Annotated in this window: 23 protein-coding genes and 1 pseudogene; 8 read left to right on the top strand and 16 right to left on the bottom strand. The window is 55.5% G+C overall.

The window, feature by feature from the left end; all coding sequences use genetic code 11:
* From gspK to gspC, 9 genes are read right to left on the bottom strand one after another with little or no spacing between them, the layout of a single operon-like run.
* The gene (gspK, locus tag HWQ15_RS15710) at positions 1 to 1,011 is read right to left on the bottom strand and encodes a type II secretion system minor pseudopilin GspK (protein WP_063149655.1); all 1,011 of its coding nucleotides are present in this window, start codon (positions 1,009 to 1,011) and stop codon (positions 1 to 3) included.
* A complete protein-coding gene (gspJ, locus tag HWQ15_RS15705) occupies positions 1,008 to 1,655 on the bottom strand; it encodes a type II secretion system minor pseudopilin GspJ (RefSeq protein WP_063149654.1) in 648 nt (215 codons plus the stop codon). Before gspJ ends, gspK begins: the two co-directional genes overlap by 4 nt.
* The gene (gspI, locus tag HWQ15_RS15700) at positions 1,652 to 2,032 is read right to left on the bottom strand and encodes a type II secretion system minor pseudopilin GspI (protein ID WP_022647591.1); all 381 of its coding nucleotides are present in this window, start codon (positions 2,030 to 2,032) and stop codon (positions 1,652 to 1,654) included. The genes gspJ and gspI overlap by 4 nt, the downstream gene beginning before the upstream one ends.
* On the bottom strand, positions 2,025 to 2,510 hold the full coding sequence (gene gspH / locus HWQ15_RS15695; RefSeq protein ID WP_038415753.1) for a type II secretion system minor pseudopilin GspH: 486 nt from the start codon (positions 2,508 to 2,510) through the stop codon (positions 2,025 to 2,027). The genes gspI and gspH overlap by 8 nt, the downstream gene beginning before the upstream one ends.
* Positions 2,510 to 2,959 (bottom strand): type II secretion system major pseudopilin GspG, encoded by a 450-nt coding sequence (gene gspG / locus HWQ15_RS15690; protein ID WP_038415752.1) that lies wholly within the window; start codon positions 2,957 to 2,959, stop codon positions 2,510 to 2,512. Before gspG ends, gspH begins: the two co-directional genes overlap by 1 nt.
* A gap of 3 nt (positions 2,960 to 2,962) precedes the next feature.
* Positions 2,963 to 4,171: a type II secretion system inner membrane protein GspF gene (gspF, locus tag HWQ15_RS15685; RefSeq protein WP_058676878.1), complete on the bottom strand. Its 1,209-nt coding sequence runs from the start codon at positions 4,169 to 4,171 to the stop codon at positions 2,963 to 2,965.
* Positions 4,171 to 5,649, bottom strand: a complete 1,479-nt coding sequence (gene gspE / locus HWQ15_RS15680; RefSeq protein ID WP_063149652.1) for a type II secretion system ATPase GspE — start codon at positions 5,647 to 5,649, stop codon at positions 4,171 to 4,173. Before gspE ends, gspF begins: the two co-directional genes overlap by 1 nt.
* Before the next feature lie 14 nt (positions 5,650 to 5,663).
* Positions 5,664 to 7,586 (bottom strand): type II secretion system secretin GspD, encoded by a 1,923-nt coding sequence (gene gspD / locus HWQ15_RS15675; RefSeq protein ID WP_023299693.1) that lies wholly within the window; start codon positions 7,584 to 7,586, stop codon positions 5,664 to 5,666.
* Positions 7,587 to 7,599: 13 nt separating this feature from the next.
* Positions 7,600 to 8,331 carry a type II secretion system protein GspC gene (gene gspC, locus HWQ15_RS15670; protein ID WP_063149651.1) on the bottom strand — a complete coding sequence of 244 codons (732 nt, stop codon included), beginning with the start codon at positions 8,329 to 8,331 and terminating at the stop codon, positions 7,600 to 7,602.
* 300 nt (positions 8,332 to 8,631) lie between these two features.
* On the opposite strand from gspC, the gene HWQ15_RS15665 reads away from it, so the two are divergent.
* Positions 8,632 to 10,194, top strand: a complete 1,563-nt coding sequence (locus tag HWQ15_RS15665; RefSeq protein WP_063149650.1) for an ExeA family protein — start codon at positions 8,632 to 8,634, stop codon at positions 10,192 to 10,194.
* Entirely contained in the window at positions 10,194 to 10,826 is a 633-nt protein-coding gene (locus HWQ15_RS15660) for a hypothetical protein (RefSeq protein ID WP_045623349.1), read from the top strand. The genes HWQ15_RS15665 and HWQ15_RS15660 overlap by 1 nt, the downstream gene beginning before the upstream one ends.
* A 3-nt stretch (positions 10,827 to 10,829) precedes the next feature.
* On the opposite strand, the pseudogene HWQ15_RS15655 reads toward HWQ15_RS15660, so the two are convergent.
* The 3 genes and pseudogenes from HWQ15_RS15655 to HWQ15_RS15645 all read right to left on the bottom strand — a co-directional run bounded on the left by HWQ15_RS15655 (position 10,830) and on the right by HWQ15_RS15645 (position 12,866).
* Positions 10,830 to 11,454 (bottom strand): annotated as a pseudogene (locus tag HWQ15_RS15655) (helix-turn-helix domain-containing protein).
* Between the two features lie 261 nt (positions 11,455 to 11,715).
* Positions 11,716 to 12,546 (bottom strand): N-acetylmuramoyl-L-alanine amidase, encoded by an 831-nt coding sequence (locus HWQ15_RS15650; protein WP_023305777.1) that lies wholly within the window; start codon positions 12,544 to 12,546, stop codon positions 11,716 to 11,718.
* A complete protein-coding gene (locus HWQ15_RS15645) occupies positions 12,543 to 12,866 on the bottom strand; it encodes a heavy metal-binding domain-containing protein (RefSeq protein WP_003858361.1) in 324 nt (107 codons plus the stop codon). The genes HWQ15_RS15650 and HWQ15_RS15645 overlap by 4 nt, the downstream gene beginning before the upstream one ends.
* A gap of 97 nt (positions 12,867 to 12,963) precedes the next feature.
* On the opposite strand from HWQ15_RS15645, the gene HWQ15_RS15640 reads away from it, so the two are divergent.
* The 6 genes from HWQ15_RS15640 to artJ all read left to right on the top strand — a co-directional run bounded on the left by HWQ15_RS15640 (position 12,964) and on the right by artJ (position 17,483).
* Positions 12,964 to 13,482, top strand: a complete 519-nt coding sequence (locus tag HWQ15_RS15640) for a lipoprotein (protein WP_022647580.1) — start codon at positions 12,964 to 12,966, stop codon at positions 13,480 to 13,482.
* Between the two features lie 226 nt (positions 13,483 to 13,708).
* The gene (artP, locus tag HWQ15_RS15635; protein ID WP_006809439.1) at positions 13,709 to 14,437 is read left to right on the top strand and encodes an arginine ABC transporter ATP-binding protein ArtP; all 729 of its coding nucleotides are present in this window, start codon (positions 13,709 to 13,711) and stop codon (positions 14,435 to 14,437) included.
* Positions 14,438 to 14,455: 18 nt separating this feature from the next.
* Positions 14,456 to 15,187, top strand: a complete 732-nt coding sequence (gene artI / locus HWQ15_RS15630; protein WP_006174322.1) for an arginine ABC transporter substrate-binding protein ArtI — start codon at positions 14,456 to 14,458, stop codon at positions 15,185 to 15,187.
* 6 nt (positions 15,188 to 15,193) lie between these two features.
* Positions 15,194 to 15,910 carry an arginine ABC transporter permease ArtQ gene (gene artQ, locus HWQ15_RS15625; RefSeq protein WP_003858367.1) on the top strand — a complete coding sequence of 239 codons (717 nt, stop codon included), beginning with the start codon at positions 15,194 to 15,196 and terminating at the stop codon, positions 15,908 to 15,910.
* Complete coding sequence (gene artM / locus HWQ15_RS15620; protein WP_022647579.1) at positions 15,910 to 16,578, top strand: arginine ABC transporter permease ArtM; 669 nt, start codon at positions 15,910 to 15,912, stop codon at positions 16,576 to 16,578. The genes artQ and artM overlap by 1 nt, the downstream gene beginning before the upstream one ends.
* Before the next feature lie 173 nt (positions 16,579 to 16,751).
* A complete protein-coding gene (artJ, locus tag HWQ15_RS15615; RefSeq protein ID WP_015571008.1) occupies positions 16,752 to 17,483 on the top strand; it encodes an arginine ABC transporter substrate-binding protein ArtJ in 732 nt (243 codons plus the stop codon).
* A 75-nt stretch (positions 17,484 to 17,558) separates the two neighbouring features.
* On the opposite strand, the gene HWQ15_RS15610 is transcribed toward artJ, so the two are convergent.
* From HWQ15_RS15610 to HWQ15_RS15595, 4 genes are all read right to left on the bottom strand, one after another.
* Positions 17,559 to 19,028, bottom strand: coding sequence for a sensor histidine kinase KdpD (locus HWQ15_RS15610; RefSeq protein ID WP_032624570.1), 1,470 nt, complete (start codon positions 19,026 to 19,028; stop codon positions 17,559 to 17,561).
* Complete coding sequence (locus tag HWQ15_RS15605) at positions 19,012 to 19,719, bottom strand: response regulator transcription factor (RefSeq protein ID WP_063149658.1); 708 nt, start codon at positions 19,717 to 19,719, stop codon at positions 19,012 to 19,014. The genes HWQ15_RS15610 and HWQ15_RS15605 overlap by 17 nt, the downstream gene beginning before the upstream one ends.
* 72 nt (positions 19,720 to 19,791) lie before the next feature.
* The gene (gene rlmC / locus HWQ15_RS15600; RefSeq protein ID WP_063149649.1) at positions 19,792 to 20,919 is read right to left on the bottom strand and encodes a 23S rRNA (uracil(747)-C(5))-methyltransferase RlmC; all 1,128 of its coding nucleotides are present in this window, start codon (positions 20,917 to 20,919) and stop codon (positions 19,792 to 19,794) included.
* A 40-nt stretch (positions 20,920 to 20,959) separates the two neighbouring features.
* Positions 20,960 to 21,457 carry a YbjO family protein gene (locus HWQ15_RS15595; protein WP_087878582.1) on the bottom strand — a complete coding sequence of 166 codons (498 nt, stop codon included), beginning with the start codon at positions 21,455 to 21,457 and terminating at the stop codon, positions 20,960 to 20,962.
* Between the last annotated feature and the right edge of the window lie 31 nt (positions 21,458 to 21,488).

Raw genomic sequence — 21,488 nt, 5'->3', positions numbered from 1 at the left:
TTATTCAATCATTCGGTAACGACGCTGCCACGTCACGATCTCACCGGCTTCGTTATTCATCTGAAGCTGGCTGACCACGCGAAGCGTTAATTCATCGGTATTGCCGCTGTAATTCACGCGGAAGTACCGGCTGTTTATAGAAAATTGATCTGCCACCTGCGGGAGATCGTCTTTTAACTGCGGGAAGGTCTGCTCCAGCGCTTTGCTGAACGCGTCCATATTTTCCCAGCCCGATTCCGGACGTGTATCCAGCAGACGAACGGCGTCATCCTGCGTGAATTTTCCCGGAAACAGGGCCGCCAGCACAGCGGCCTGTTCCGGTTGCAGGGTGTTAACGTCCACCTTGCTGGCGGCGTCCGGCAGCGCGCATAACAGCTTGCTCACCTTCGGATATGCCGTAACCGGGAACGCTGGCAGCAGTTTGATCTCCGCGATGCTGCGCATCATCTGGTTTGCCGGTTGCCGGGCGGGCACGACGCCAGCCCACGCATCGCTTTCGGCACCCTCTTTCGCCGTGGTGCTGTCACCATCGAGATAATCCACCAGCTGGAAATAGACCGCCTCCGCCGTGCCCGGACTGAGCCCGCTTTCCGTCAGGAGTTGTTCAACAATCCGCTCTTTACGCGGTTTTTCCGCCACAGCGGGAGCGCTTTGCCCCTGGGGCGCGACGTCGGCGGTCAACAGGTTATTGACGTTAAAGCAGTCCTGAGCGTCTTCCACCTGGCTCACGACCGTGTAGTCTTCTCCCTGCGTCTCCAGCGGCTGATGCCAGTCGCCGTCCAGCGCCAGCGGCTTGCTCTCGCCGCTGGCATCGGTCTGTAACCTGTCCTTCACCACTTTTTCCTGGGCCTGCATCGCCCAGCGCAGCTGCTGCTGGCTTATCTGATAATGCGTTTTCTGCAAATTACGGCAGAACTGCTGGCTGATTTTGGCGGCCAGCGCCGACATCATCACCAGCAAAATCAGCACCACCAGCAGGGCGACGCCCTTTTGTTGACGGATTCGGTTCATGGTCTGGTCTCCGACGAAGGCGCAGGGGCTGCGTCCGGAGTCGTCGCAGGCGCGTCGGCGGCTTTCTCTGGGGCAGCGGCCACCTCCGGCATATCCCCTGGCGTGGTGAACACCCAGCGCCAGGTATCCCCGTTTTCCATCGTCAACGTGACCTCCACGCCGTCCGGCAGATGGGCGGCGTCGTGCCAGGCTGTCTGCCAGCCCTGACGATAAAACCGCCACTGCAATGCTTTTACGCCGCTGACAATCGGCACTTCGTCAGGCTTAACGTCCACCGGGCCGTCAATGACCTGCCAGACGTCGCGGTACAAACGCCCCTCTTCCAGCCGCCAGCGCACGCGCTCCAGCTGGACCGTTCCGCTCACGCCATTCAGGGTGGTCAGTTCAAGGGCATCGCCCTCCTGACGGAACAGATCTGGCTCATTACGCGGCGCTCGCGCCTGTAGCTGGAAAAAATCGCGCTCCATCAGACTCCAGCCGCGCTGAAGCTGGTTGAGCTTAGCGGCGCTGGCATCGGTGGCCGAGCTGGTACGCATCGCGCCGTCCAGAATTTGCCAGGCCAGGGTGCTGATTACCGCGAAAATAGTCAGCGCAATCATGATCTCCAGCAGGGTAAATCCGCGCTGGCGTCGCGTTTTCTTCACTTGCTCTCTCCCGGCGGAATGATGTGCAGGGAAATAACCGGCTGGCTCTCATCGCCTTCCGCATAGACGCGAATGGAGTTCGCCCAGCCGTTGTCGGCGGTTTTCACCCGCTGCTTACGCCAGTTCCAGCTGCGCCCGCCCATGATTTCCGTCCCCTGCTGCTCAGCATCCGGGAAGTCGGTTTTGGTGAGTTGCGCTTCCGCCAGCTGATTTTCCGCCACCCAACTGGCCTGCAAGGTATCGGCCAGACCATGGGTAAAACGCACGTTCAGGGAGACCGAGTTCATTAGCGCCAGCGCGGCGGTGGAGAAAATCACCAGCGCGACCATCACCTCCAGCAGCGTCATCCCCTTTTGCTTTGTGTTGTCGTTAGCCATCGTTTTCTACCGATACCGGCGCCGCACCCTGCGACACCACGCGGAAATGGTGCTGTTTGTCGTAACTTTGCAGCGTCAGCGTAAAGCGGCTGATTTCACCGTCCGGTAAAAAGATCACCTGTGGCTCGGACGCCACCGTCGCGGCCAGGCGCTGCGGCGAGAGCGACACGTGCATCTCTTCCGGAAAATCACCTTTGGTGGTAATACGTCCGGCAGATAATGGCACCCAGTGACGCTCGCCATTTTTATCCGCGCTCGTCACCAGCTGATATTTATCAGTGGCGATCACCAGCCCGACAATATTTCCGTCCATCACCGCACGGTCTGAACCATAATCAACGAGCGCTTTTAATTGCTGGCCAAATATATCCGCGCCGCTGCGCGAAGGAATGGTGGACACCACCATCATGGCGCAGCTGGCAAATATCACCAGCGCCAGAATAATTTCCAGCAACGTAAAGCCGCGTTGATTTTTCATTACTTCTCGTTCTTATCCAGAGACCAGTTGGTAATGTCATCGGCAGTATTCGCTTCGCCGTCCGGACCCGCAGAGAAAATGTCCACCGCACCGTGTTCACCTGGGCTGACCAGAATATAATCGCTGCCCCATGGATCCTGCGGCAGGCGGCGAATATAGCCATCCGTGCGATAGCCGTTCGGGATTGGTGCGATTTCCGGCTTCGTCACCAGCGCCTGCAAACCCTGCTCTGTGGTCGGGTAGCGGTGGTTGTCCAGCTTATACATATCCAGCGAGCCTTCGAGCGCGACAATATCGCTGGTCGCCTTTTGCGTATCCGCTTTTTCTTTATTACCCATTAAGTTTGGCACTACCATACTCGCCAGAACGCCAAGAATAACAATCACCACCATTAATTCGAGCAATGTGAAGCCCGCCTGGCGAGCCAGGTTTTTACGTTTTAGAGCCATGATTTAACCTACCATATTATTAAGTTGCAGAAGCGGTTGTAATATTGAAAGAACGATGAATAAAACAATCGTCGCCATGGATACCACTAGCGCCGGTTCAAATACCGACAGCGTTAATGTAATTCGATGCTGTAATGCCGATTCCTGATTTTCCGCCGCGCGATCCATTAAATTACCTAATTCCCCGCTCTCTTCACCGGAGGCAATCATATACAGCATGGTTGGCGGGAATAATTTCGCCTGTTCCAGCGCCGCATACAGCGACGCCCCCTGACGTACGGTATCGGCGGCCTGCTCAAGCACCTGACGGGCATAGAGATTTTCAATACCGTCCATCGCGATATACATCCCCTCCAGCAGCGGCACGCTGCTGGCCTGCAAAATGCTCAGGGTACGGATATAGCGGGCGCTGTTGATGGCGCACACCAGCTTTTTAATCGGCGAGCCGTTCACCAGCCAGCTGTGCCAGCGAAAACGGTTTTTCACGTTTCGCACCCAGGTTTTGAAGCCGACGAACGCCCCCGTCAGGCTGCCGACAATACAGATACCCCAGGCTTGCAGGAAATCACTTACCGCAATCAGCGTCCGGGTGGTGATCGGCAGTTGCTGTTTCATGTGGGTAAACTGCTCAATCACCTGCGGCACCACCGCCACCAGCAGAATGCCGATCACCGCGATAGCGACCACGGTGAGGGTAATCGGGTAGACCATCGCCTGCGTCAGCTTGCTTTTCATCTTCTGGCGCTGTTCGTTGTACTCCGCCAGCTTCTCCAGCACGTCGCCCAGGTGGCCGGTCTTTTCACCGGCCATCACCAGCGTGCAGTAAAGTTTGTCGAAGGTGCGTGGAAACTGGCTAAATGCGTCGAACAGCGTATGCCCCTCGACCACCTTCTCGCGGATCTCCACCACCATCGCCGCCAGCTTTTTATCTTCCGTCTGCTTAGAGATCGCCTTCAGCGCACTTTCCAGCGGCAGCGCGGCGTTCACCAGCGTCGAAAGCTGACGGGTAAACATCGACAGCACCGGGGTAGATAGCTTCCCCCCGGTTTTCGCTTTCCCGCCTGTCGCCGTTTCGCGGGTTTCGGTGATACTCACGGGCATCAGCTTTTGCTCGCGAAGCCACTGGCGAACCTGCTTCTGTCCCTCGGCCTGTAACGTCCCGCGCTGGGTTTTTCCCGCGGCACTCGTCGCCGTCCAGGCGTAGAAAGCCATTACGCATCCCCCCCACGCTCGGCGGTGACGCGCATGACTTCTTCCAGAGACGTCACGCCGCTAATCACCTTCAGCAGCCCGTTTTCACGCAGGCTGTAGGCCTGCTTAAAGAGCTGCGTTTCTATGGACATTTCGTCCTTATCTTCATGGATGGCGCGGCGCATGGTACTGTCCACCACCAGAAACTCATGAATACCGGCGCGGCCCTGATAGCCGCTCTGACGGCAGTGTTCACACCCCACCGCGCGATAAATCGCTTTTGGCGGCGCGTCCATAAAGCTGAACAACGCTTTTTCATTGGCATCCAGCGGACTGGTGGTCCGGCAGTGCGTACACAGCCGACGCACCAGACGCTGGGCAATGACACCGAGCAGCGATGAACCGATTAAAAACGACTCCAGCCCCATATCCCGCAGACGGGTTATCGCCCCTGCGGCGCTGTTGGTGTGCAGCGTAGACATGACCAGGTGACCGGTGAGCGACGCCTGTACCGCAATTTGCGCGGTTTCACCGTCACGAATTTCCCCGATCATCACCACGTCCGGGTCCTGACGCAGAATAGCGCGCAGCCCGCGGGCAAAGGTCATGTCCACGCGCGGGTTAACCTGCGTCTGCCCCACCCCTTCCAGCTCATATTCGATCGGGTCTTCCACGGTCAGGATGTTGCGTTCGTGACCGTTCAGCGCCGAAAGAATGGCGTACAGGGTGGTACTTTTACCGGAGCCTGTCGGCCCGGTGACCAGGATAATGCCATGCGGGCGCTCAATCAGCCCTTTTAACTTCTCCAGCTCTTCATCGATCAGGCCCAGCTTGTTGATGTCGGGCTTGAGATTGCTTTTGTCGAGCAGGCGCATGACCACGCGCTCGCCGTACTGGGACGGAATGGTCGAGACGCGCACGTCGATCGCCTTGCGGCCAATGCGCAGTGAGATACGGCCATCCTGCGGCAGACGTTTTTCGGCAATGTCGAGTTTCGACATTACCTTGATACGCGACACCAGCAGCGGGGCGAGCTTACGCGCCGGTTGCAGCACCGGGCGCAGCACGCCGTCAACGCGGAAGCGAATGCTCAGCGTGCGCTCGAAGGTTTCGATATGGATATCCGACGCGCCGTCCTTAACCGCCTCGCCGAGAATGGCGTTGATCAGGCGGATCACCGGCGAGTTTTCGTCGTTATCAAGCAGATCTTCGTTATCCGGGATCTCCTCGGTTAACGCCATCAGGTCGATATCCGCATCCATGTCGTCCACCAGCTGCTGCGACACGCCGCTGCTCTGCTGCCAGATTTTGGCCAGCATCTCGTCAAACGCTTCCGGCGTCACAGTGACGGGGATGAAAGCACGGCCCAGCACCCGGCGCACCTCCAGCAGAGCATGCGCAGGAGTGTCGTCCCGGATATAGACATCATTGTTGTAAAACAGAACGCCGTTATCTTTTGCGTAGCTGCTGCTACACAGTGTTTTACTCAGTTCGTCCACGTTACCCCTCCGCGCTATTCTTTAAACGGATTGCGCGTGGCGCTGGTTTTCACCGGTGCGGCGCCAGTGCTTGCAGAGGGAAACGCGGGCAGGACGGCGTTGTCAGTCGGCTCAACAATACCGAGCTTTTTCTCCTCCACTCGCTGCATCTGGCGCACCCGGATCTGGTCATATTTCTCTTTCGAGGCCGCGCTGTAGTTGTCGTCGTCACGCAGGACGGTGGTATGAATAAACACCATCAGGTTGCGTTTGGAAGTATCCTGCGAGGTGTAGCGGAACAGCTGACCGACCAGCGGGATATCGCCGAGCAGGGGCACTTTGGACACGGACTGTTTGGTCACATTTTCCATCAGACCGCCGAGCACCACCGTCTGACCACTGTGGACCATCACTTCGTTATTAATCGTGCGCGTGTTGAAGGTTGGGCCGAGGCTGGAGTCTTCCGTCGCGCTGTTGTCGACACTCGACACTTCCTGCTCAATCTTCAGATGGATCATGTCGCCATCGTTAATCTGCGGCACAATCTTCAGCTTGGTCCCTACGGTTTTACGCTCAACCGAGTTAAAGACGTTGTCGCCGCTGGTGGTTTGCGAACCGGAAAGCACCGGCACATCCTGACCGACGTTGAACGACGCTTCTTTGTTATCCAGCGTGACCACGCTTGGCGTGGAGAGGATGTCATTTTTGCCGTCAGTGGAAAGCGCGGTCACCAGCGCACCGAAGTCACCGTTAAAGAAGCCGGTCGCAAGGCCAGTGAAACTTGCCCCTTTCATGGTGCCATTTTTAATCTGGCTGATTGGCAGGCCGGTGGAGCCAAACTGCACCCCGCCGTGCTTGCTGGTCCACTGCACGCCAAGATCCAGGCCGTTACCGTCCTGCACTTCGGCAATGATCGCTTCCACAAGCACCTGCGGACGGCGAATATCCAGCTTGTCGATCACTTTCTCGAGGGAGTTCATCACGTTAGGCTGTGCGGTGATCACCAGGGAGTTGGTTGACTCGTCGGCGGTAATATTCAGATCGGTTGAGGCGCTCGCGGATTTCGCTTTGGCCGCACCCGGCTTGTCTTTCAGCTGCTCACCAATCCCGGTGAGAACCGGCACCACTTTGGTGGCGCTGGCATACTTGAGGTAGAAGACGCGGGTATTGCCCTCGTTATTCTGCTCACGATCCAGCTGATGAATAAGGGAACGGGTGCGCGCCCGCGCATCTTCCGCGCCGCTGATCACCAGGCTGTTGGTTTCGTCATCCGCGACGACTTTAGTCGCCAGCTGCGGCGCGTTCTGCCCTTTCTGTTCTTCATTGTTGAGGTTATTCAACATCTCCGAGAGTTCTTTGGCGGACGCAAAGCGCAGCGGGATGATTTCGCGACGCTGGATGCCGTCTTTATCGACGCGCTGCACCAGATCCACCAGCCGGTTCACCACCGAGGCTTTACCGGTTAACAGCAGGACGTTGGACGGCTCAAAGTGGACCACATTCCCGATACCGGTGGCATCGTTGAGCTGACGCAGCAGCGGGGCCAGCTCACGAACAGGCACGTTTTCCATGCGCACCACGCGGGTGATGATCTCGTCACCTTTGCCCGGATTTTTGCTGTCTGCCAGCGGCGCACCGGCGGTACGCGCTACGCTTGAGCGCACCACTTTGACCATGCCGTTGTCCATCGGGATCACCGACAGGCCGTAGAGATCCAGCACGCTCAGAAAGAATTGATAGTACTCATCTTCCGTCAGCACGTTGTAGGTTCGGACCGAGACGGTTCCCTGGACGGACGGATCGACCAGAATGGTTTTATTGAGATTGCGGCCTACCGTATCGATAAACTCGCGAATATCAGTATTTTTAAAACTCGCGCTAAAGTTAGCTGCAAGCAGCGAACTGGAATATAACGACAATGCGGTCAGCGCCACGCACGCCCAGGGAATTTTTTTCATGTCTGCACACTTTTTAATTGTTTAGAACATTAATCCGAATATTTTCAAGGTGAGCGTGACGTCGTACGATGACCTCCGCTTCTTTCATTTTTGACCAGTTGGCAATAATGCTTTTCGCTTTTGCTTCATCGGTCATATCGACAGAGTTAACCTGAACCGCCACATCGCCTTTTTCCAGACCTGACTGGCTGTAAAAGGCGGAGGCATTCCTTGGGTTTATCCTGTAGCCTTCCAGTCGGCCCTTTTCAGTTATGGGTTTTAACACCAGATAATCATCAAGATGCACACTCTCTGCGCCAACATCTTTTGTCGATTTCGTTACCGGGCCGCTATCCACGCCACCCTTAAAATAGTCCGGTTTATTTAATGCCAGAATCTGCGTAGTACCTTCATAATTAACCACCACATTATCTTTGTTTATTTCCTGAATAAATGCGTCGTTAAATCCAGAGAGAGGTTCACCCTCACGGTAGCTTCTCTGACCGCCTGGCGTTTTGATGACAGCAAAGGAGAGCCAGGCGTCATCGCTGTTCACAATACCTTCGATTTCAGCTGCCAGCGGGGCTTTCTCCGCACCCGGTAAGATTTCCTGACGCACGGCTGCCGTAAAAAGCGTAAAGGATTTCTCTTCGCGCGTTTTTTTCAGCGGCTGTTGATCGGCATTAGCCAACTTATTCATAACTTTTTTATAATCTTTAAAGGTGAGATACCCTTGCTGGCCGCAAAAGATCAGCAGCACAAACATAATACAAGGCGTTATCCACCGTGAAAGAAATGAGAACCTCATTTTTTATCCGGCCTATAGCAAAGCAAAAATAAGCAGCGTCATACTGCGCCAATATGGATGAAAATAGTAATAAGCTGGTGCAAATGCGACCACTGACTTCGCCGCTAACTTTCATAAAGAAAAATATTGACCGTATAAAATCCAAATGTTAGACGCTGCCAGCAGGATATTTTTACCCTGTTTGCAAATTGACCGTTCAGGGGCGTTACCTTACTTTCTGATGCTGTTGCTATTCCTAATCAGAGACGGTAAGTCGTTATGTATCAGAGCCACTTTAATTTTAAAAATCCGCCATTCAGATCGATCGCCCGTTTATCCGGGGATTTTCTGGTGCCTTATCATCAGGATGTGTTCAACCTGTTGAAAGAGAAAACCCAGCAGGCGGGAATTATCGGGCTCTTTTGCGACGACGCCCCGCTTCTGGGTCACTTCAGCGATGCGCTAAAAACCCGCCACAGTAACGTCCTTGTTATCAATGCGTTTCCCAAACTGAGTGCCAGTAGCCTGCTGTACAAGCTCAATCCGGTAACGAAAGAGAGCAAGAATCGCCTGCAGGCGGTGGATGCCATCCTGCGCCAGTGGCACGAGGGAAAAGCGAAAACCAGAGTGCTGGTGATTTCACACGCCGAAGCCATGAAAGAGAGCTGCCGTGAAGTCCTGGGTACGCTGCTCACGCGAGCCCAGGAGCTGAACTTCCGGCTCTCCGTGGTGCTGACGGGCACTGCGGATCAGGAAATCCTGCTTAAGCAACCTGAACTGCGCGAATATACACACACTCGTCATGTCCTGCGCCCCCTGACCTGCCGCGAATTCCTGAGCTATGTGCAGGCGCAATGCGAAGAACACGGCTGTGAAAATTCGCCGTTAACGCCGGCCCGCGTGCGCAAAATGCACACGTTGACCAAAGGCAACATCAGCAAACTTAACGAACTGGCGCACCTGTCAATGCTCGCTGCCTGGACGGAACGCGCGTCGCAGGTCAGCCCGCGTCATTTACGCCTGGCGGCGGGAGAGATCCTGCCCGCGAAAAAACACGGTAAGCGTCTGGCAACCGTGGGGCTGTTCGCTTCGGTGCTGTTTGCCGCCTGCGGCTGGTATTTAACCTCATCCATCAGCGGGCACCTTCCCATCCAGCTGCCGGTCCCCGTCAGCTGGAAACAGCCGACGCGAAAAACGGAGGCGCCCGTGGTGCCGGTTATCGACAATGAAATGGTTAATCAGCCGGATGCGATGCACCAGCTCTATCTGATGTGGGGATATGACGCCTCGGCCGAAGATGCGCTGTGCCAGAACGCCGCTAAAGTGAACCTGATGTGTAAACAGGGGAACGCGTCGCCGGAGACGCTGGCGCAGGAAGGGTATCCGTGGGTCAGTGAACTGAAAACCAGCGGTCACCTTAACTATGCGGTGGTCGCCAGGGTCGGAGATACATCAATTGACCTGTTAATGAATAACCGGACCTGGCAGGTGAGCCGCAGCTGGTTTAACCGGCATGCGACCGGCAACTTCACCCAGTTGCACCGCCTGACACCGGAAGGAAAAGACGCGATCGGCGCGGCCAGCGACAGCAAAGACATGGCCTGGCTCGATCAGCAGTTAAGCCTGGCGCTGAACCAGCCCGAAACGCATGCCCGGATCTGGACCGCTGAGATGATGAAACGCACCCGTGAGTTTCAGCAAAAAATGCATCTGCACGTGGATGGCATCCCCGGCGAAGAAACGCTGATGCAGCTGATGCGCGTAACCAACAGCACGCCGAGCGTACTGATTCAGGCCACCCGCACTACCCCGGACGCAAAAATGCAGGAGAAGAAAGCCTAATGTCGACCATCTGCCTTGCGGCCCAGCGCAGCTATACAACCGGGGAAGCGGTCTGGTTTTCGTACCGCCTCCCCAGCCTGAAAAACGTTTTCGGCAAAACAGCATTATGGATGGTCGGCCTTTGCGCCATGCTGGTTGTCGGCCTGTATATGCATGTCTACTGGAACATGCGCCACCCGGCGCCTGAACCGGTCAACGCCAGCGTTGCCAAACCGGAAACCCAGCTTTCGGAGATGCACTACGTGTACGTGAGTAAACCGTTCCCGCATCCGCAGCCTAAAGCTGCGCCAGTGCCTGTTGATGTTCCACCGATGCAGGATCTGCCGATCATCAGTGATGATGCCGACTGGCAGCAGGCGCCCGACGGCGCGGTGCCGCAAGACCCCTCGCGGGATACCCTACCCGGAACTGAGGCGCATGAGCACGATACCGCCCCCGCCAGCACGAGCAGTGAAGAGTCATCATTGACGGAATTATTTAAACAGGCATTAAAAGAGCAGGAGCAGGATTATTCTCAAGGAAAAATTCCCGCACCGCCGGTTGACGAAACGCAGGATAATTCACAAGCAAGTGTTAAAAACAGTGAAAACAGCCGTTCCCCTTTCAGTGATAAAGGAGACCGGCGGGAGTAGGCATTAATATTTTTCAGGCAGTGCGGTGAGGTTAAGCAGTCGACCTTTTTCCACCACAATATATTGACCTTTTTTTCAGATCGGAGAGGATTTTAATAATGGTGCTACGTGCCAGGTTAGTGTATTCCTGAATGTAATCATAAACGTTAATATCACGCTGATGCTGTACAATCAGGTCGTTGATCTCATATAAAAATTCGCGAACAACAGAATATGCGCTGCGAGCGACCAGAATATCATCGCGCTTGCTCATCAGGCATATGTACCAGGAAAGCACTTTTGTCAGTTCAGGCCACAGGTTTTTCTCGGTCATCAGCTGGGCGAAGACCTCTTTCTTGATCGAGCGAACAACCGTATTCGACCGAACAAGGCCGTACATATGGGTGGCGTTGTAATACATCGACGACAGGCCGAAAATGCATTGCCCGGTAACGGTGAACAAGCACAGTTCGTCAGAGTCACGTCGAAATTCGACTTCGCCGCTGACGATAATATGAATTAAACCGGAATCAGCAGTGGAAATCTTCTGCCATTTTTTTAACGTTCTTTCTTCAACGCATGAGGTTGCAGAAATAATCTTTTCCATTTCATGTTGCGGACGTAATTTTTTTCCATAGATGCTTAACATTGTTATACCCGTTTTAAGATGTGATTTTAAAAAAACATGGCAACGGCATTCATACCGAACCATAAATATTTTCCTGATGAAAAACTCAAGAATAAAAAAAAGAGTAAAGTTTTTTATTCGCTAAATTGCTTAGCGTGCTATGTGTCCATCTTAAATCCGAATAATTTTAAGTCAATTAACTAAAAATGAAATGAGATTGTACTTAGGATTAATCTAATAGAAACTTGCGGAAATATACTCATTTGGGGGTAAGCCAAAGGTTTACCCCTGCCCGTATTTCTCTAAAAGTGCTTCGGCAATCGCCATGGTTTCAACATCCGCTACGCCATTCCATAACTGCGGACGGAAATGCATCTGGAACACCATGATGATGCGTTTTTGCTGTGCAGGCGTGCTGTTTTCTGGCACCTCGTAACCGTAGCGCGCCAGCAGATCGAGCAGTGCTGCGGTATCAACCTGCTGATAATGCGGTCGCCCGTTGATATAAAAATTTACCCGCGCCGGTTCGGGCCAGGCTCCGATGCCCTGCTGCGCCAGCTCGCGCCACGGAAACAGCGGGCCAGGGTCGTCTTTACGCTGCGGGGCGATATCCGAATGGGCCACAACGTTCTGCGGTTTAATGTCGTAGCGGGCGATGATGTCTCTGGCAAGCGGGATCAGCGCCGCAATTTGCCCCGGTTCGAAGGGGGTAAAGGTTTTCACACCATCGGTTTTCCGCCAGCCGCGGTTTTCCAGCTCAATGCCGACGGAGGTATCATTTATGCGGTTGGTCCCACGCCAAAAGCTAATACCTGCATGCCAGGCCAGCTCGCTCTCCGGCACCAGCTGCCAGATACGCGGTTTGCCCTGCGGAGCTGGGGGCTTTGCGGGGATGAGATAGTGAGAGCTGACGTTTTTATCGGTCAAGGTCGCAAGCGAGGTGTCGAAATCATCGGCGGTGTAATGGATCACCAGCACCTTTATGCGCGGGTAGGCCGCCTGCGCCTGATGGCGCGTATCAAGTTCGTACGCGCCTTTATCAACAATGCCCTCTTCCGAGGCGCATCCTGCCAGCAACAATGCCAGCAGGAGGGTTGAGAGCGAACGCTTCATCGACGGGTTTTCACCGCCGTGCCGCTTACGCTCACCATCAGCATGCTGGCATCTTTCCCGACCGTTTCGTAGTCGATATCAATGCCCACCACCGCATCCGCGCCCAGCGCTTTGGCCTGCTCGCCCAGCTCCTTAAACGCAATGTCACGCGCTTTACGCAGTTCTTTCTCGTAGGCACCGGAGCGCCCGCCGACGATATCCCGAATGCCAGCAAAGAAGTCCCGGAAGATGTTGGCGCCCAGAATCGCCTCACCGGTGACCACGCCGCAGTACTCGGTAATGGGTTGACCTTCCAGGGTTGGTGTTGTTGAAAATTGCATACTTCCTCTCCGTCTTTAGCGTTCAATGCGTTAGCAACTGCATTATCGGTTCGTTACGCTATGATTGAAAGGATAGTTAATAAATAAGGAAATCAACATGCGCTACTCTGCTTTAACGCTTTTAGTGCCCTGCGCGCTGGTGCTCAGCGCCTGCACTACGCCGGTCACGCCAGCCTTTAAGGATATCGGTTCCCGCAGCGGCCCCTGCATTGAGGGCGGCCCGGACGCCGTGGCGCAACAGTTCTATGATTATCGCATTCAGCATCGCGGTAATGACCTCACCGCCCTGCGCCCGTACCTGAGCGATAATCTGGCGAAACTGCTTAATGACGCCTCGCGCGATCCGCAGCAAAACGCGCTGCTTTCATCCGATCCGTTCTCCAGCCGCGCCACGCTGCCGGACAGCGCCGACGTCGCCAGCGCGTCCACCATTCCGAATACCGACGCACGGAATATTCCTCTGCGCGTGAAGCTAACCCAGGGGACGCAAACCTGGCAGGATGAGGTGCTGATGATCCGTGAAGGCCAGTGCTGGGCAATAGATGATGTGCGCTACATTGGCGGCAGCGTTCATGCTCCGGCGGGCACCCTTCGCCAGTCGATTGAGAACCGCTAACGCATACGTTAAATAAACGTTAACCCCGTAAAATGTCCGGCATTTCATGCGGAATGCCGACATTTATTCTCGCCCCCCTTTCCCGTCGCTATTTTGTGCTATGTTTAAGAGGAAACACGGGTTATATTTAACTTTTAACGCAGAAATATTGCATAACTATTCTGTCAACGGTACTATCTGCGGCCTCAATTGCTATAGATTGCCTGGATGAGTAAAGACTGCCCCGATGAGTATTAAACTAAACGGCATTAACTGCTTCTACGGCGCACACCAGGCGCTGTTCGACATTACGCTGAGCTGCCCGGAGGGCGAAACGCTGGTTTTGCTCGGCCCAAGCGGTGCGGGAAAAAGCTCCCTTCTGCGTGTTTTAAATCTGCTTGAAATGCCCCGTTCGGGAACGCTGGCCATCGCCGGTAACCATTTTGACTTCGCGAAAACCCCTTCTGATAAAGCGATTCGTGAACTGCGTCAAAACGTGGGCATGGTTTTCCAGCAATATAATCTCTGGCCGCATCTGACGGTGGTGCAAAACCTGATTGAAGCCCCGTGCCGCGTGCTTGGCTTAAGCAAAGACCAGGCGATGGCGCGAGCTGAAAAGCTGCTGGAACGTCTGCGTCTGAAACCGTACAGCGACCGTTATCCTCTGCATCTCTCTGGTGGTCAGCAACAGCGTGTGGCGATCGCCCGTGCGCTGATGATGGAGCCAGCGGTGCTGCTGTTCGACGAACCAACCGCGGCGCTGGACCCGGAAATTACTGCCCAGATCGTGAGTATCATTCGTGAACTGGCGGAAACCAACATTACCCAGGTCATCGTGACCCACGAGGTGGAAGTGGCGCGCAAAACCGCCAGCCGCGTGGTCTACATGGAAAACGGGTATATCGTTGAGCAAGGTGATGCGAGCTGCTTCACCAACCCGCAAACCGATGCCTTCAAAAACTACTTATCACACTGATGTGTTAGGGAAATTATAATGAAAAAAGTATTGATTGCCGCGCTGCTTGCTAGCGTCAGCCTTTCCGCTACCGCAGCCCAGACCATCCGTTTCGCCACTGAAGCGTCCTACCCTCCGTTTGAATCCATTGATGCGAACAACAAGATTGTTGGCTTCGACGTGGATCTGGCAAATGCCCTGTGTAAAGAGATCGACGCGACCTGTACCTTCAGCAACCAGGCGTTCGACAGCCTGATCCCAAGCCTGAAGTTCCGCCGTATCGACGCCGTGATGGCCGGTATGGACATCACTCCGGAGCGTGAAAAGCAGGTTCTGTTCACCACCCCTTACTACGACAACTCGGCGCTGTTCATTGGTCAGAAAGGTAAATACGCCTCCGTTGACCTGCTGAAAGGCAAGAAAGTCGGCGTGCAGAACGGCACCACGCACCAGAAATTCATCATGGATAAGCACCCGGAAATCACCACCGTGCCGTATGACAGCTACCAGAATGCGAAGCTGGACCTGCAAAACGGCCGTATCGATGCGGTGTTCGGGGACACGGCTGTCGTGACTGAATGGCTGAAAGCGAACGACAAGCTGGCCGCCGTGGGTGACAAGGTGACAGATAAAGACTACTTCGGTACAGGTCTGGGTATTGCCGTACGTCAGGGCAACACCGAGCTGCAGCAGAAATTCAACGCTGCGCTGGAAAAAGTGAAGAAAGACGGCACCTACGAAACCATCTACAAAAAATGGTTCCAGAAGTAATTCCTGATGAATGAAATTTTTCCTTTAGCAAGCGCCGCCGGGATGACCGTCGGCCTTGCCGTTTGTGCACTGATTATCGGCCTCGTACTGGCGATGTTCTTTGCGGTGTGGGAGTCCGTTAAGTGGCGCCCTGTCGCATGGCTCGGTTCAGCGCTGGTAACTGTGCTGCGTGGACTGCCGGAAATTCTGGTGGTTCTGTTTATCTATTTCGGCTCCTCACAGCTGCTGTTAACGCTGTCGGACGGCTTTACGATTAATCTCGGCTTTGCGCAGATCCCGGTGCAAATGCAGATTGAGAACTTCGACGTCAGTCCGTTCCTGTGCGGCGTAATTGCGCTCTCCCTGCTCTATTCGGCCTATGCGTCACAAACGCTGCGCGGCGCGCTGAAAGCGGTACCGCAGGGACAGTGGGAATCCGGTCAGGCGCTGGGCCTGTCGAAAGCGGCGATCTTCTTCCGCCTGGTGATGCCGCAGATGTGGCGTCATGCCCTGCCAGGGCTGGGCAACCAGTGGCTGGTACTGTTGAAAGATACCGCGCTGGTGAGCCTGATCAGCGTGAACGATTTGATGCTGCAAACCAAAAGTATCGCCACCCGTACGCAGGAGCCATTTACCTGGTACATCGTCGCGGCGGCTATCTACCTGGTGATCACGTTGCTGAGCCAGTACGTTCTGAAGCGTATTGATCTGCGCGCAACGCGTTTTGAACGGAGACCAGGCTGATGCTGGATTATTTACCCGAACTGATGAAAGGGCTGCACACCAGCCTGACGCTGACCGTTGCGTCTATCATCGTAGCGCTGATCCTGGCGCTGTTCTTCACCATCGTCCTGACGCTGAAAACGCCGGTGCTGGTGTGGATTGTCCGTGGCTACATTACGCTCTTTACCGGTACGCCGCTGCTGGTGCAGATCTTCCTGATTTACTACGGTCCAGGGCAGTTCCCGTCGTTACAGGAATATCCGGTTATCTGGCATTTGCTCTCTGAGCCATGGCTCTGCGCCCTGATAGCTCTCTCACTGAACAGCGCGGCCTATACCACGCAGCTGTTTTACGGCGCGATCCGCGCGATCCCGGAAGGCCAGTGGCAGTCCTGCGGTGCGCTGGGCATGAGCAAGAAGGACACGCTGGCGATCCTGCTGCCATACGCCTTTAAGCGTGCGCTCTCTTCCTATTCCAACGAAGTCGTTCTGGTGTTCAAAAGCACCTCTCTGGCCTACACCATCACCCTGATGGAAGTGATGGGCCACGGGCAGCTGCTGTACGGACGTACCTACGACGTGATGGTGTTCGGTGCGGCGGGTCTGGTCTATCTGGTGGTCAACGGTCTGCTGACGCTGATGATGCGTCTTATCGAGCGTAAGGCGCTGGCGTTTGAGCGCAGGAATTAATCACGCCATTGCATAAAACGGTATTCATTGAGCGGGTAACCTGATGGGTTATCCGCTTTTTTTTGCAATAAATGTAATATTTAATCATTTTTATTGCATATAAATTCAGTAAATGGCATTGTATATCCAGGCCGCAGACACGGCGCATAAATAAGACAGACGGGAGCATTACAATGAAAAAGTTAGTTCTGGCCGCATTACTCGCAACCTTCGCCGCAGGCGCATCCGCCGCAGATAAAATCAATTTTGGCGTTTCTGCCACCTATCCGCCGTTTGAATCGCTGGATGCCAGCAACCAGATCGTCGGCTTTGACATTGACCTGGCGAAAGCGCTGTGCAAGCAGATGCAGGCCGACTGCACCTTTACTAACCACGCGTTTGACAGCCTGATCCCGTCCCTGAAATTTAAAAAATACGATGCGGTGATCTCCGGCATGGATATCACCCCAGAGCGCAGCAAGCAGGTCGCGTTCACCGACCCGTACTACGCGAACTCTGCGGTAGTGATTGCGAAGAAAGGGGCTTATAAGTCTTTCGACGAGCTGAAAGGCAAGCGCATCGGCATGGAAAACGGCACCACGCACCAGAAATATCTCCAGGACAAGCATCCTGAAGTGAAAACCGTGGCCTATGACAGCTACCAGAACGCAATTATCGACCTGAAAAATGGCCGTATCGATGGCGTATTTGGCGACACCGCGGTGGTGAATGAGTGGCTGAAAACCAACCCGCAGCTGGGTACAGCGACGGAGAAAGTGACCGATCCGCAATACTTTGGTACCGGCCTCGGCATCGCGGTACGTCCGGATAACAAAGCCCTGCTGGAAAAACTGAACGGCGCGCTGAAAGCGATCAAAGCTGACGGCACATACCAGAAAATCAGCGAGCAGTGGTTCCCGCAGTAATCTCTTTTTGCCGGGTGGTCTGGCCTACGGGGGTGGTCTGTAGGCCGGGAAAGCGCAGCGCCACCCGGCAATTTCTCATAGCGGCACAAAGAACCTGAACCGCGCCCCGCTCACGGACTCCATCAGCCTGATCCCGCCACCGTGCAGCTCCAGCATTCTCTTCACGATTAACAGCCCTAATCCCCCACGGTTCTCCCGCGACGCCTGAGGATTTAACGCTGACGGTCGCTGGAACAAATCGTCGCGCAGCGAGGCATCTACGCCCGTACCATTGTCTGCCACTTCGACCTGAAGTCGTTCATTCTCCTGCCAGACCGCCAGACGAATTTCTCCGCCGCTCGGCGTATGACGGATGGCGTTATCCAGAAGATTAGTGACCACGCGCTCGATCATCGACACGTCGGCGTTCACCAGCGGCAATCGCCCCGGCACATCAATACGCAGGTTCACCTCGCGCGTGCGGGCGGTAAGTTCAAACTTCTGCGCCACGTCGGAAATCAGTTCAGCCATGGCAAAACGCTCGCGCTGGGGCTTGATGCCGCCGTGCTCAAGACGCGCCAGCTCGAACAGCTGCTGCGACAGATGGCGTACCTTTTGCCCCTGACGCAGCGCGGTAGCGAGGTACTGCTGATGCTCCTGCGGCGACAGCGTGGCGGATTTCAGCGACAGCGTTTCCAGATAACCCAGCAGCGACGTCAACGGGGTGCGTAAGTCGTGCGAAATGTTGGCGATAAACTCCCGGCGCTGGCGGTCGCTGTCGGCCAGCCGATCCCACTGAGAGGTGATTTTGCGCGCCAGCTCGATAAAGGTATTGCGCAGGATCGCCACTTCATCCTGGCCGGCAGGCTCGAGCGGCTGGGCCGCCAGCTGCTTAATCGCGCTGATGCTGTCCTGCTCCAGCCCGGCCACGTCCAGCGTGAGCTGTTTAACCGGGCGCGTCACCCAGTACCAGAGCAGCAGCCCCGCCAGCAGACCAAACAGCGCCACCAGCAGCATCGACCACAGCGCCGTACTCCAGAGCGCTTTGTGCCAGGCCATCTCCGCCAGCGCGTTGGACTCCTCCCCCTGCAAAATAATGTACAGATACCCCTTCAGCTCGCCGTCCTGTCGCAGCGGGGTGGCGCTGAAGACTTTCTTATTCTGGCTTCGGGGATCGTCGCCAAACACCGGCATCACCGTCCCGCTCAGGAAATTCTGTATCGGCGCGAGGTCAATTTTTTGCCGCTGAATGTGCCCCGGCGGGGCGGCATCGGCCAGGATATCGCCATCAGGCGAGACAACATACAGCTCGACGCTCGGATTAAAGGTCATCAGCCGATCGAACAGCGGCTTTAAGGCGCTGCGATCCACCCTGCCCTGCGAATCCAGAATCGCTTCCCGCTGCGCAATCTGCTGCGCCAGCCCGCCTGAGAGACGCTGCACCATCGCATTGCCGTACTGCATGCTAACGTAGAGCTGCACCGCACAGGCGACGGTGGCGCAGAGCAACAGTAACACCGTAAACAGCAGCGTCAGGCGCTGGCTCAGGCTAAAGCGACGCATCATGATTCTGCTCCGCAAATTTGTAGCCTTTGCCCCAGACGGTGCGAACGATCTCCGGCTCGGCGGCATCTTTCTCTATTTTGATGCGCAGGCGGTTAATATGAGTGTTGACGGTGTGTTCGTAGCCTTCGTGCTGATACCCCCACACCTGCTCCAGCAATGCCAGCCGTGAAAAGACCTCTCCGGGATGGCGGGCAAAAAAATAGAGCAGTTCAAATTCACGCGGGGTGAGATCGACGTGTTGACCGTTAAGACGCACGGTGCGCGCCAGCGGATCGATAGTCAGACCGTGCGCCTGAATAATGCCGTCCGTCTGCGCCTGGCCCATCGCCTGCTGACGACGAAACAGCGCCTTAATGCGGGCAATCAGCTCCTGCACCGAGAAAGGTTTTGCCAGATAATCATCCGCCCCGGTTTCCAGGCCGGTAATACGGTCAGTTTCACTGCTGCGGGCGCTAATGATGATAATGGGCAGGTAGCGGGTCATCTGGCGGATACGGCGGCAAATCTCCAGACCATCAACATTCGGCAGCATCAGATCGAGGATCACCGCGTCCCACGGCTGTTTATCAAGACGCTGTAAGGCGTTGCCCCCGTCCGGCTCGTGGGTAATGGCGTAGCCTTCATCTTCCAGGTTAAGACGCAGGAGTGCAGCGATATCGTGGTCGTCTTCTACCAGCAGGATCTGCTTCATGGGTAAGCCTTCAATCATTTGTTATGACGTAAGCTTACCTGATTTCGAGCGGGGGAAGAGTTCACATTTTGTTTAAGATTTCACGAGCAACGTCAGCACTTCGTAATGCGCAGTGTGCGGGAACATATCAAAGAGCTGAACGCGCGCAATGCGGTAGCCCGGCAGGCTGGCGATATCCTTCGCCATGGTCTGCGCGTTACAGCTGGAGTAGACGATGTACTCCGGCGCCATCTGGCTCAGGTAGTCGCAGAGCGCCTGGCCGATACCCCGGCGCGGCGGGTTCACCAGCACCAGCTCCGGCACGTTGCCCTGACCGGTGGCGAACCGGGTCGAGTCCAGCGCCTGGAAGTGCAGATTCGTCAGCCCCAGCTCCGCGGCGGACTGTTTCGCGCAGGCGATGGCCTCCGCAGAAATTTCAATCCCGGTGAGCTGCATGTCTGGCGTGGCACAGTGCAGGCCAAAGCCGCCGACGCCGCAGAACAGATCCCACATGTGATGAACCTGTAACGCACGCACCCAGTCGCGCGCGGTCGCGTACAGCGCGCTGGCGACGGTGGGGTTAGTCTGGAAGAAGCTTTGCGGACGGATCCACAGCGGCACGCCGTTGAAATTCTCCGCCAGCGCATGCTGTTCGGTGAAGAAAATCTCTTTCTCTCCTTCCATGATCGCCATATGCACCGGCTGAATATTAGCAGTAATGACCTTGAGCTGCGGAAGCTGTTCCTGCAGCCACGGCAACACCGCGCGAAGCTGCTCCAGTTTGGTTTCCGAACGCAGCACAAAGCGCAGCATCATCCCGCCGTCGATTTGGCTTTCGGTCAGCAGAAGGTACTTAAGCTCGCCGCGTCTGCGGGCAACGTTATAGGGCGTTAACCCCGCGCGGGCGATAAAGGGTTTCAGGGCGGTAAACACCGGCTCAAACGAGGCGGGATACAGCGGACAGCCGGTGAGATCGACGGGCGTGCCGTCACGGTGCAGCATGCCCAGCAGCGGCTTTTCGACGCTGCCGCTGACCACCATTTTGGCTTTATTACGAAAGCCCTGCTCCGGCCCGCTGACGGGTGCGCACCACTCGCCCACCGCGTGTGCTGCCAGCAGCTGTTGCAGGTCGACCATTTTGGCGGTGAGTTGTTGAGGGACCGGCTGTTCTATCCACTGACAGGAGCGGCAGCGTCCGGCGTCATAGAGTGCGCACTGCATATGAAAACCTTAAGAATCACGAGGGCTGCGATTATACACATTATTGCAGGCGGAAGAACCGCCGACTGGAGGCGGGAACATAGAGCAGGCAGAGCACCAGCATGTCCGGCAATTTTTGCATCACTAAGGAATGGAAAATCTCGCGGCGGGAGCCGCCGGGAATGCTGAACAGCTCCGGATAGCCATAGCCCAGCGAGGCGGCCCACAGATAGCTGGCGGCGGTGATCTGCGTAAGAAAATATACCCAGCGCGCCCAGTTGCGCCCCTTTACCAGCGAGAACGCACAGTAGATCTCAATAAACACCAGCATCAGGCTGCTGAGAAACACCAGCGTCAGATTCCACGTCTGCGCGCTGCGGTGAATGAACTCCCCCATGCCTCGCGGGCCCAGCGTGTTCATAATCATCAGCACATCCAGGCAGCGGATCATAATAATGGCGAGCGCCGCCACCTGCACCAGCGCAGGGACGTTCGGACGGGCGTGCGAATGACGTGTTTTTTGCAAGAATCCCAATGTTTTTACTTCCCTGAAAAACAGTGCCGCGTCATACGCGGCACATCACTGGAAA

Origin of the sequence: Enterobacter sp. DSM 30060 (assembly GCF_013375955.1) — a bacterium.
Taxonomy (GTDB): Bacteria; Pseudomonadota; Gammaproteobacteria; order Enterobacterales; family Enterobacteriaceae; genus Enterobacter; species Enterobacter intestinihominis.
The sequence above is the reverse complement of the archived record's forward strand: the minus strand, read 5'-3'. Positions and strand labels throughout refer to the sequence as shown.